We start from the raw sequence: 12,727 nt of genomic DNA, 5'->3' as shown, positions 1-12,727 counted from the left end.
GGCTGTTTTTGTTGATATTGCACCTGCAGAGAAATCATCAATTTTAACTTTTGTATAAGGTTGTCTATGCCCATATACTTTGTTAACATTTTTCTTTGGATGATATCTTACTACACGAAGTTTTTCTTCTTTACCATGCTTAACAACTGTACCTGTTATAACAACACCTTGTACGTATGGTGTTCCTACAACTGATTCTGTAGCCAAAACTTCTTCAAAAGTAACTTTTTGACCTTCTTCAGCAGTCAACTTTTCAATATATATCTCATCTCCAGGTTTAACCATAAGTTGCTTACCACCTGTTTTTATTATTGCGAACATTTTTATTCCTCCAGTCTGGACTCGCCTTGTATGTGAGTTCTTACTTCTTAAAACATACAAAAGAGCGGTTGAAACTGTCAACCTAAATTATTTTACATTAATTTTTCAAATATTTACTAAAAATATTAAAATATCTATAAGATTTATATAAATATGATTATGATAAAACCGGTGGTTCAATATTAACTACATGATTTGAAGTTGCATATGCTATTTCTTTATCCAATTTATTTGTTTGACTATTATCTACTTTGAAACTAAATGAACCTAAATGCATCTCGAATTTATCAGATTTTCTAATAAAATCCTCATTTTTAAATAAATAAACAATACCTGCTATATTAGTTATGGCATTTTCGATAAATGTAAAACCTGATTTTATAATAGATCCTACCTCTTTCAAAGCTGCTGCTGTTATTCCTTGAGTAGCTGCACCACCTATAATTTTGTGTTTTTCCTTTGAACTTAATTCTCTCATAAAAAACCTCCTTCAATAATATAGTCGTATCTTTTTGTAAAAAAATGACATTTATTTATTTTTTATGAAAAAAATCATAAAGTTCATTTTTATTGATACCTAGAGCGGTGGCTATTGTTTTAATAGCTTCTTTTTTCGAAACGCCCTTTTTAATAAGCTCATTTATTTTTATCATAGCTGATTCAATATTTACTTTAACTTCATTTAAACAAGCTTTATTGTCAATAACAACAACAAATTCACCTTTTAGGATGAATTCATCAGAAGAAATAAAATCATTAACCTCAACAATATTACCTATTACTATTTCTTCATTTACCTTAGTTATTTCCCTGGCAACAGCAATTTTTGCGTTTGAATCCAAAATTGTTTTTAGTATACTAATTGTACTTTTAATTCTATGAACAGATTCATAAAACACTACTATTGTTTCTTTGTTATTACTAATTGTACTTTTTATATCTTCTTTTATTTTTTCCACTTTTTTTTCTAAAAAACCTAAAAAAATATGTTTTTGGCTAAAAAATCTGCTCATTATAATTGCATGAACATAAGCCGGACCACAGTTTACAGGACATACAGAAAAATTTATTTCTTTTTCTGATAAAAGACTCAAAAACTTAGCTCCTGGATCAGAAATGCAAGGAACACCAGCATCACTTATTAAAGCAATTTTATTTCTGCTCATTAATTTATTAGCCACTTCATCTACTTTGCTTATCTCATTATATTTATGCAAAGAGATTAAATTGTTTTTAATATTATATTGTTTTAACAATGCCTGGCTTGTTCTTGTATCTTCACAATATATTTCATCTACATTATTTAGCGTATCGATTGCTCTATAAGAGAAGTCACTAAGATTACCTATGGGGGTGCCAACAACATAAATTATAGGACTATCATTTTTAAAAGTTTTTTGTATTTTAATCATTTGTTTTTCTCTAACTCTATTCATTAATAAATATTAAAATCCTACTGTAACGTCATCTCTATCTCAATCTGCGATTTCAAAAAATGCAATATTTTTACATTTTAATGCTGCAGCTGCTTGGTTATTTGGGTATGTGTTAATTTTTTGATTGAATAAACTAACAGATTGATTGTATTCTGTTCTGGTAAATGCGATTGAACTTTCAATTTCTTCTGTGGTTTGCATCAAACCTCTTATAAGTTCATTTGTTTTTAAATTTGGGTAGTTTTCAATCTGTACATTTATATTTTTTTGTAAGCTATTAAGAAAACTTGCATTTTTCATACTTTGTTCAATTCCAGCTCCAGTTCTCATAGCTGTTATTGTAGTTAAAGTTTCTTTTTCAAATTTTATGCTACCTTTAACTTCTTCTATTAATTTAAGCATTGTATCTCTTCTTCTCATTAATTGAGTGTCGATATTTGCTTCTGACTCACTAATTTTTATTTTTAATTTTTTAATTGAGTTGATATTGGCAATGTGTACAAATAAAGGTATTAATATTAAAAAACCTAAATATCAAACCAATATACCCAAAAAATTTCTTTTGGGTTTTTTGCCAGCATCACTATTTATACTTACAGAATCTTGTTTTGGTGCAATCATAATTTTTACTCCTTATATAACTAATTATAAACCAACTAAATAGAACTTATTTAAATTGTTTAGAAATAAAAAAACCTTTGATTTATTAAAGGTTTTCTTTTATAAAGTTAAAGCTCTGTAAAAATATTGCAAAATCTTCAACTAATTTCTGAGCTAATAATAATTTAATTTTTTTTATACTAAACACTCTTTTTTTAAACATTGATGCTACACCCATGATACATTTGGCATAATTATTTGTTGTATAAACATTTTCGGCATAAATACCATTTTTATAACCAATAATACCTATTTTTTTATAATCCAGTTTTATTAATGAATCTACATATTTTGGGTTTAAGAACTTAGGAGCTCTTAAATCAGTGGATTTTAAATTTATATAAAAATGCTCATTGAACTCAACTGATTCGGATTTATAACTTTCACTACCAATAGAGTGTTTTGAAATCACAACTCCATTATATGAATTATCAAATTTTTTACATTCACCAAATACAAGTCATTTAGTTCCAAAAACCATACTGTTTTTAGATTTTCTAGCATATACAGGTGTGTCAATCACAAAGGAAACTCTACTTCCTTTATAAATAAAATTAAGCGAATTTACATTATCAATATAATATATGTCACTGTTAAATTTAATTGATCTTTGGTATTCTGAATAACTTACACTTATTGGTTCTTTAAAATCTTTAACTAAATTTAATGTAAAATCCATAAAATCTTTGTTTGCAAGATACTTGTCAAAATATTTTTTATAAACATTTTCTCAACCGACAGTTTTATCAAATGCTTCAAAAAAATTTGCTTCTTTACCCATATCATTATTATAAAAATTCATTCCCAACGCTACAATAAGTAATGCAAATCCTAATATCAGAAATGTCAATGATATATAAATTGGTTTTATTGTAGTTAATTGAAAATAATCAAACATTGTACATAAATAAAACATCATTGCAAATGATATTGAACCAATACCAAAAGAAATAACTAGCACAAATATAAGTTGAAATAACATTAAGCTTTTAGCTTTTTGCTTAATATTTTTGTTGTTTTCAATAGCTTCGCTAAATAAGTTTTTAGCAAAAGCTATTTTTTCATCTTTATCAATGATTTCATCTTGAATAAGTTTGTACATATAACTTCCTCGATTATTTATTAATAATCTTTTTCTACAATTTAATTATAGACCAACTACATAAAAGTAAATAATAAAAAAATAAAAAACCTCCGATGAGGTTTTTAAAATTTTTATTATATATAGATGTAAAAAACTATTGTCAAATTTCAGTTTGATGAAATTATTATTTTGTCTTTATTTAATTAATTAAAAATCTATTTTAACATCTTGTCTATCTTCTTCAGTTATTTCAAAGAAATATTTAGTTACATATTTAAGTGAACAAGCTGCATTGTTTTTAGGTCAAACATTAATTTCTTGATTAAAAATACTTGCATTAGAATTATAAATTCTTCTAGCTGCAGCAATATTATCTTCAATTTCTTCTGTTGCTGACATTAGTTGCCCTACCAGTGCATTTGATTTTAAATCAGGGTAATTCTCAATTTGAACATTTATACCTTTTTGTATAGCGTCAAGAGTTTTAGTATTTTGGATCATTCCTTCAATACCAACTCCTGTTCTCATTGCAGTTACAGTTGTTAATGTTTCTTTTTCAAATTTGATGCTTCCTTTTACAGCATCCATTAATTTTAGTAATGTATCTCTTCTCTTTTTAAGTTGTACATCAATTCCTGATTCAGCTTCATCAACTTTTACATTTAATTTTTTTAAACTATTTATATAACTAATATGTACAAATAGTGGAATGATAAAAATGAATAAAAAATATCAAAAGAATGCCCCTATTCCACTTCTATTTGGTTTTTTATTAGCATTCTCATTAATGGTTGATTCTATATTTGGTGTTAACATTTTAAATTATTACCTTTCTAAATTATTACACATATATTATATATTCTTTTATCATAAAAAAACACTATACTTAATTTTAGTATAGTGTTTTAATGCATTCAAATAAATGTTCAAATAAATAAAAATCACTTCCAACTTTATCAACAATTTCTTTTTGCAAGGCTTCAACAGAATCAAATTTTGCTAACTCCATACTGCAAACTTCATAATAACAGTCAAATGAATCATGATAGAACCAATCAGCATAAATATCTCTATTAACACCAATTACATTTATATTTGTAACATCAATATTGTTTAAATGATCAATAAACTTAGGAGATAAAAATTTAGGTCCCCTTAAATCTGAGTTTCTAACATTGATAGAAAACTTTTTGTTAAAATCTACAGACTCTGTTTGGTAGGCGTCTTTATTATTTGCTCCATAAGGCCTAACCTTAATACCGTTAAATTCTGGTCCATACTTATCATTCTCTAAATATACGATGGCATTTGAAACATAATCAACAACTTTTCTTGTTACACGTCCACCTTTTGTATCCAAAAAGATAGTTTCATAGTGAGTAAATTTTTTAGGTACTTTTGCAAAAAATAATAGACTTTTACCCTTATATGTAAATTTGAAAGAGTTATCTTCATTTTCATTAATCGCTATAGGTTTACTATTAAAAAAATCTTTAAATGTTGTTCCATAATCTTCATCTCTACTTATTTGAGAAATAACATTTATTGAAAAATTTTTCAAATCTTCATTTTGAATGTATTTAGAAAAGAACTGTCCATATACTTTTTGAAGACCAAAGTCTTTATACAATTCATCAATTATTCTTGTTTTATAACCATTACCATTGATTTGCATTTTAAATGCTATTGCTAATATTATAAACGTAATGTCCAAAGCAAATAGGACGGTAGATAAAACAATATTTATAAGGTTTACACTGCTTGGATCAAGATTAATTTTAAAACTATAAATTCTAAAACCAAAAATTATAATTGTAAATGCACATAAAATTGAGTATGTTAAAGAGATTATTAGCATAATAAAAAATCTCTTTCATAATTTTTTTGTTTTTCTAATGCATTTTAAAATAACTGGATTTGATACTATTAAATTTAAAGCTTTTTCTTCTAAAAATTGTTTTGCTCCCATACATAAATTCTCATACTTTCAATTATTATTTTATATTTATTTATTATTCAACAACATTTATTTCTACTTTGTAAGGCTCTTTCAATTCACGAACTTCCATTGTGTCTCCTACTTTTTTACCAAGTAAAGCTTTTGCCAATGGAGACTCATTTGAAATTTTTCCTTCAAAAGGATCTGCTTCAATTCCACCTACAATTTTAATTTTTAATTGTTTATTAGTTTTTTTGTTAGTAAAAGTAACTGTACTTCCAAGTTTAACTTCCCCTGTTTTTTTGTTTGCATTCGCATCTTCTTCAATGATTTTTGCTTTTGAAATCATTGTTTCAACTTCTTTGATTCTAGCTTCAATTTCTGCTTGTCTATTTCTAGCAGCATCATAATCTGCATTCTCAGATAAGTCCCCTTGTGCACGCGCTTCTACAAGTTCTTCAATTACTTGTGGTCTAACTACATTAATTAAATGATTTAATTCTTCTTGTAATTCTTGTAGTCCTTCGTTGGTTAAAATTATGTCTTTTTCCATACTGTACCCCTTTTTATTTGACTAACTTATTATACATTTTTTATTCTACGATATGAATATATTTTTGTCATTTTCCCTTAGTTCATCTAAAGAAATAAACAACTGATCTCATTAATGGGTCAGCAATTATACCTACATAAATAAATATTAGTCCCCAACCTTCCATTATTCGTAATCCTGAAACAACAATATATGGAAGAGCAACCATCCCAATACCCATTGTTATAAAGGATACAAATATTGGATATCATAAATCTCCAACACTTCACAATGCTCTAAGGAGTGTCATATTTACTGTATCAAATAATATTTTTATTGAGAAAACTGCTAGTAAAATAACTCCTCAAGGTCATGATTTACCTTGTGATCCCAATAATTCTAGTACTGGATAACTAGCTGCCATCATTAAAATGTTGGCAGCTAAAGTCGCATAGATGGCGGCTTTTCAGCAATTTATTGCAATTTCATATGCTCCTTGTTTATCTCTTTCTCCAATTTTTCGTGAAACAAAAACCGCTGTTACAGTACCAATTGCTTGAATAAATGCTTGGGAGTACTGCCCAATACTATTGGCATTTCTGTGTAAAACAATTCATGAGTTGTCTGCGCCCGATGGCACTAATCTTGAAATAGCTGTGGTTGTACCAAAATTACATAAATTTCAAACACCCATTTCAATAGTTATTGGTAAGCCTGTTCTTAAAGTTTCAATAGCAAAGATCTTGCTAATTTGATTTCCTCTATTAATTTTAAAGTTTATGTATTTGAAGTTCATCACCATCATGAAAACAATTTGAAATACCCCTGTACAAAATCAAACTAGAGCACTATATACAGGTGGAATGTTTGTTGCATATAGTATTATAGAAATTAAAACTAAATCTAAAACGTTAGCACAAATTGTTCCAATTGTAACTATTTTACTTTTTTTAAAAGCTTGTAAACCAGCTACAAAAACTTGGAAAACAGACATTGAGACTAAATACATATTTGTAAATCTATAGTATGTTGATACATATGTCAATTCATTGGTTTCTAGTATTTCTCCTGTTGCCAAATCTCTTATAGGTTTACCGTCATTTGCCTCAACAAGTTTTACAATTTGATCACTAAAAATTTCAACAAATGTAAAAATCGTTACCATTATAGCTAGATTAACCAAAAGTCCAGTAACAACAACCTTAGATACTTCATCTTTTCTACCTTGTCCAATCAAGTTACCAGAAACTATTATAGTACCTGTTGCAATTAAGCTTGGTATGAATTGCAGTGTATTATAAGCCAAAATCGCTTTAGCAGAAGCTTCAGCATATGAACCATCTTTATAATGATTTATAGCTACTAAATTAATTTGTGATATCAAAACTGAAAATAAAAGTTGAACAAAAATTGGCACCGCCATTCCAAATATATCTTTTGCTTCATCAACTTTTCAAAAAGGAGTTTTAATTTTTGCAAAAGGTTCTAAAGTATGTAATGCTTTATCAGATTTGCTTTGTTTTTTTGTTTTTTTGTTTACTTTTCCTAAGTTATTTACGCTACTTGATGTTTCTTTTTCGACTTTGTCAATATCTTTATCCATAAACAACCTTCCTTTATTTATTATTATTGTGATTATTATACTCACTAATTTATTAAACTAATTTAATATTTGAAAAATCTTTTATTTTATTTCTTTTAAATATTCTATGACTTTTTTAGTTAAATTTTGATTTTTTATAACTTCTTGAAGTTCTTCAAAACTTGCTTTTTTCATATTTTCAATTGATAAAAATTTGTCATATAAAGATCTAACTTTAACATCACCTAAACCTTTGACTTTTGTTAAAATTTCTTCTTTAAGTAAACCTTTTGACTGACGCCTTCTAAATCCACTTATAGCATAGTTATGTACTCTTAATTGAAAGTTCTCTAAAAGTTTAAATAAATCAGAACTTTTATCTATAGAGACTTTTTCTTCTTCTAAATTTAGAAGATACTCAGTTTTATGTTTATCATTTTTAACCAAACCAATTACCGGAATACTTATATTTAAACTCTCTAAAGCCCTTTTGGCTGCATGAACTTGAATTATGCCCCCATCCATAATTATCAAGTCTGCTCACTTTTCTTTACTATCAATTATTTTTTGATATCTTCTTTTAATCATTTCCATCATTCTTTGATAATCTCCTTCATCATCAATTTCTATGTTATATTTTCTAAAATCGTTTTTACTTACAACACCATTTTTAAATACTACAACAGCTCCTGTAACATATTCATTAGCAATATTTGCAACATCATACATTTCAATTTGATAAGGAAAACTATCTAACTTTATTAGCTCTTGCAATTGAATCAAAATTTCTTCTTTTGTTATTTTAGAATTTTGACTATAATGAATTTTTTGAAATAAAAACTCGGTTGCATTTTCTTTTGCAAGTTTTAAAAGTCTTTCTGAATTTTTTTCTTTTTCATTAATTAATTTATTACCAAATAATAATTCTAAATCAGTTATATCTATTTCACTTGGAATAACTATATAATCGGGAATAATATTTTTTGTGTATATTTGAGTGATATAGCTTTTAAACAACTCACTTAAATCTTGACCCTCATTTTTTAAAATTTCATTATTTTTCAAACTTAGCTTACCAGCCCTATAAAAAAGAGTTGTGAAACAAATATATCCATCCATTTCATAATAACTAAATACATCTCTATTTAAACTATCATTTAAGTCAACATCTTGTTCTGTTGTTGTAAACTCTAAATGTTCTATTATTTCCTTAATCCTTTGCGCTTCTTCAAACTGAAGGTTTTCTGCTGCTTGAAACATTTTTTGCTCTAATTGTTCTTTTACATCGTTAGATTTACCTGCAAAAAAATTATCAATTTTTTGTATTTGTTGATCATAATAAGATTTTTCAACATCTTTGAAACATGCTCCACTACATTGATTGATGTGAAAGTAAATACAAGGTTCACCCAAATTGCCCTTACATCTTCTTAAAGGATAAATTCTTTCTAAGGTTCTCAAAATTTTTCTAGCGCTAGTTCCGTCAGGTAATGGTCCAAATGATAATTTGTTATTTGGATTATAATTTCTTATATAAATATATTGCGGATCTTTCTCATTAGTAACTGCTATATATGGATATTGTTTATCGTCATTTAAAATAACATTGTATCTTGGTTTGTATTTTTTGATAAGATTTTGTTCTAATAAAAGTGATTCTTTTTCATTAGCTGTAATAATTGTTTCTAAACTATCAATATCTCTGACAAGTTTGGTAGTTTTAATATCATGTGCTTTATTAAAATAAGAACTTACTCTTTTTTTTAAATTTTTAGCCTTTCCAACATATATAACTTTTTTATCTTTATTAAAATACAAATAACAACCTGCTTTTTCTGGTAAAGATTTTAACTGACTTTCTACACTCATTTAGATACCTCTTTTTATAAACTTGTTTTATTATATATTTTTTTATATCTTTAATAAATAAAAAAACCTTATATAAGGTTTCTTTATTGATAAAATCCTTCGTTTTTGATGTACACATCTCTTGGTTTTGCACCATTTTGAGGACCAATAACTCCGTAAGCTTCTAATTCATCAATTATTTTTGCGGCTCTATTATAACCGATTGAAAATTTTCTTTGAATTAAACTTGTTGAAGCTTTTTGAACCGATATTACATATGCTTTAATTTCTTCAAACATTGGATCTTTTTGACCTCCAACATTGTTGAAATTATCATTGTATTCATCTTCCATTTTTAAAAACTCTTCATCAAAATCTTGCTGCTGTTGATTAGCGCAATACTTAACTAATCTATCAATCTCTTCGTCACTAATGTAACATCCTTGAGCTCTAGTTGTTATAGAAGTAAGTGGTGGTAAATATAACAAATCACCTTTACCAATTAACTTTTCAGCACCAACAGAATCAAGTATAGTCCTTGAATCGATTGAACTTGCAACTGCAAAACTTATTCTTGAAGGAATGTTTGATTTAATAACTCCTGTAATTACATCTGTTGATGGTCTTTGAGTAGCCACTATCAAATGAATACCAGCCGCTCTAGCCATTTGAGTTATTCTCTTAATTGATTCTTCCACATCTTTTTTGTTTTGTGTACTCATCAAGTCAGCAAGCTCATCGATAATAACTACATAATATGGGAATTTTTTTGCTTGATCATTCATATTGTTATTGTAAGTTTCAATATTTCTAACTCCAGCTTTTTGCATTAATGCATAACGTCTATCCATTTCATTTATAACTTTTTTTAGTGCTGAGTTAGCAAGACTCATATCACTAATTACTGGAGCAAGCAAATGTGGAATAGATGAGTAAGTTGAAAGTTCTACTTTTTTTGGGTCAATCAATAACAACTTAACTTCATGAGGTTTTGCTCTTAAAATTATTGAAGATATTATTCCATTAATCATAACAGATTTACCACTTCCAGTAGAACCAGCAACTAGTAAGTGTGGTGCTTTATCTAATTCTCCAAATAGTAATTCACCTGTAGCTGTCTTACCAATTGCGAACAATAGTTTTGAACCTATTTTTTTTATTGGTGGTTTTTCTATAACAGATCGTAAAGGAACAATTATTGAATGACTATTCGGAATTTCTATTCCAACAGCAGATTTTCCTTGAATAGGAGCTTCTAATCTAACGTTGTTGCTAGCTAAAGCTAATTTTAAATCATTTTCTAAATTTATAATGCTATTAACCTTAGTCCCTGGTCCAGGTTGAACTTCAAATTTTGTAAAACTTGGTCCAATACTTTTATTAACAACCTTAGCATTAACACCAAATTGGTTAAAAACTTTATTAATGTTCAATTCCATTTGCAAAGCTTCTTGATTCAAGTGTTCATATTCTGCTTCACCTGATAAATCTTCATTCAAAATATCTAAAGGTGGTAATACATACCTACTATTAACAATAACAGACTTTTCAACAGCATTATTTGTGTTAAGAGTTATATTGTTTAATGTTGGAGTGTGTCTTGAATATTGAGCATTACCATATATTGATGACCTTGCAATTCCCTCAAGAGGTGAAATATAATTATCTTCTACTACTGGTTTTAAATGTTCTTTTTGGATTAAATCGTTTGTTACAAAATCATCTATTGTACTTTGTATTGCACCGTCATTCTCAACAGTTTCTGTCGCCAAATATTCGCCATCTTTTACAAGTTTTTCTTTTTTTAAGCTTTTTACAAACTCAATTGTTTCGCCCTTTACACCATGTGGTGTAATTTTAGTTTGTTTGTCAAATCTTTTTCTTGCAGCCTCAGTAGTTACATTTTGACCATAAATTGATGACGGAAGGTCAAGATTTGAAACCGTTTTTTCAGTATTAACTATTTGCTGTCTTCTTGGACTAATAATATTTTTTGGTTCTCCTGAAATAAAGTTTTCTTGAAAATTATTTTTTGGATAGTTGTCCTCATTATTGTATCCATTTTGAGAAAAGGCACCCATATCCTGGTAATAATTGTTTTGATTGTTGTTTAAGTGTTGGTCATAATTATCAATAGGACTATTTTGGAATTGATTGTTTTGATATTGTTGTTGATTATTAAAATCATAAGTAGTTGGCTGACTAATGTATCCTCTTCCCCTAATGTTTTGGAAATTGTTTTCAAAGTTATTTGGAACTCTTTGATCTAGAGGCATTTCCGGTGGTAATGAATAATCATCGTTGTAAAATTGCTCGTCAACCTCACTGTAAGGTTTACTTTCAATATTTCTTAAATAGCTTGGCAATTCAATTGTTATATCTGGATGATTTGACGATATTAAAACATTTCTTTCTTCTAAAGTACTTTCTGGATTAACGTTAACAACATTGAAAATACCAAAACCTTTTTTCTTAGATTTAGCATTATTTATTATTTGTCTATCTCTTCTACTTTTTAAAGATAATATTCTCAATCTTTTACCTGTTCTTTTATGTTTAGGTTTGAACAAGAAAAATGGGTCTCCTGTAAATATTCACATCATATTGACAAATAAGAAAAATATGTTAAGTAGCAATGCACCATATATTGTTAAATAACTAGAGACACCCGCTAAGGCTGTTCCAAACATTCCTCCTCCAGCATAATATGTAAAATAACTATCTTTGCTTGAAATTAAAAAGTCTTTTGTTTCTGATCCAAAAAATGAGTGTGCTTTTCAATGATTTCAATATGAATTAATAGAAGAAGTAAATATATCTTTACTTCAATAATGGGAAATTACAAAATCCTTAGACTCAGTTTTATATGCAACTATAAATAGAATTGAAGATATTAATCAACAAAACATTATCCAAGTTATAAAGACCATTGCTAAAAAACGTTTTTTTGCCTTAAATTTTATCCCGAAATAAATTGCAAAATCAACCATAAAAAATATTAAGTATAAAAAATACTTAAATCAGCCAAATGGTAATGTAAAAATTATGTCATCTAATAATTGACCAACAACTGTAATTCTCCCAATAGACATAACATTTAAAAAGAACAACAAAAGAGCAGAAATAATTCATGCTACAGAATCTGGTCTTCTTTTTTTTCTTTGAATATTAAAAGCAGTTGTTCTATCAACTTCACTTGTAACATTCTGATTTTGCCCAAAATCATTAAAATTATTCATAATGAATCACCCTATTTGCCCTTATAGATTAATTTTATAATATTTGCCCTTACTTTTTAATTATTACATTTATAAAGTAATTTTAC

The 12,727-nt window shown here is 27.3% G+C and carries 10 protein-coding genes and 1 pseudogene; all 11 read right to left on the bottom strand.

Going from position 1 to position 12,727, the window contains the following annotated elements; all coding sequences use genetic code 4:
• Window positions 1-24 precede the first annotated feature (24 nt).
• A pseudogene (gene rplU / locus SHELI_RS01215) lies at window positions 25-321 on the bottom strand (50S ribosomal protein L21); the annotation flags it as partial.
• 157 nt (window positions 322-478) lie between these two features.
• Window positions 479-799: a hypothetical protein gene (locus SHELI_RS01210; RefSeq protein WP_069115952.1), complete on the bottom strand. Its 321-nt coding sequence runs from the start codon at window positions 797-799 to the stop codon at window positions 479-481.
• Between the two features lie 55 nt (window positions 800-854).
• A complete protein-coding gene (rsmI, locus tag SHELI_RS01205) occupies window positions 855-1,757 on the bottom strand; it encodes a 16S rRNA (cytidine(1402)-2'-O)-methyltransferase (RefSeq protein WP_084449225.1) in 903 nt (300 codons plus the stop codon).
• Between the two features lie 9 nt (window positions 1,758-1,766).
• On the bottom strand, window positions 1,767-2,378 hold the full coding sequence (locus tag SHELI_RS01200) for a LemA family protein (protein ID WP_069115951.1): 612 nt from the start codon (window positions 2,376-2,378) through the stop codon (window positions 1,767-1,769).
• An 85-nt stretch (window positions 2,379-2,463) separates the two neighbouring features.
• Window positions 2,464-3,519, bottom strand: coding sequence for a hypothetical protein (locus SHELI_RS01195; protein ID WP_069115950.1), 1,056 nt, complete (start codon window positions 3,517-3,519; stop codon window positions 2,464-2,466).
• Window positions 3,520-3,708: 189 nt separating this feature from the next.
• Window positions 3,709-4,317, bottom strand: coding sequence for a LemA family protein (locus SHELI_RS01190; protein WP_069115949.1), 609 nt, complete (start codon window positions 4,315-4,317; stop codon window positions 3,709-3,711).
• Window positions 4,318-4,393: 76 nt separating this feature from the next.
• Window positions 4,394-5,470, bottom strand: a complete 1,077-nt coding sequence (locus tag SHELI_RS01185; RefSeq protein WP_069115948.1) for a hypothetical protein — start codon at window positions 5,468-5,470, stop codon at window positions 4,394-4,396.
• Window positions 5,471-5,513: 43 nt separating this feature from the next.
• Window positions 5,514-5,993, bottom strand: coding sequence for a transcription elongation factor GreA (gene greA, locus SHELI_RS01180; protein ID WP_069115947.1), 480 nt, complete (start codon window positions 5,991-5,993; stop codon window positions 5,514-5,516).
• A gap of 40 nt (window positions 5,994-6,033) precedes the next feature.
• On the bottom strand, window positions 6,034-7,575 hold the full coding sequence (locus tag SHELI_RS01175; RefSeq protein WP_069115946.1) for an MATE family efflux transporter: 1,542 nt from the start codon (window positions 7,573-7,575) through the stop codon (window positions 6,034-6,036).
• An 81-nt stretch (window positions 7,576-7,656) separates the two neighbouring features.
• Window positions 7,657-9,423, bottom strand: coding sequence for an excinuclease ABC subunit UvrC (gene uvrC / locus SHELI_RS01170; protein WP_069115945.1), 1,767 nt, complete (start codon window positions 9,421-9,423; stop codon window positions 7,657-7,659).
• A gap of 83 nt (window positions 9,424-9,506) precedes the next feature.
• Window positions 9,507-12,641 carry a DNA translocase FtsK gene (locus tag SHELI_RS01165; protein WP_069115944.1) on the bottom strand — a complete coding sequence of 1,045 codons (3,135 nt, stop codon included), beginning with the start codon at window positions 12,639-12,641 and terminating at the stop codon, window positions 9,507-9,509.
• Window positions 12,642-12,727: the final 86 nt, after the last annotated feature.

This window comes from Spiroplasma helicoides (genome assembly GCF_001715535.1).
GTDB lineage: Bacteria > Bacillota_I > Bacilli_A > Mycoplasmatales > Mycoplasmataceae > Spiroplasma_A > Spiroplasma_A helicoides.
This window is presented reverse-complemented; position numbering and strand designations above follow the sequence as displayed.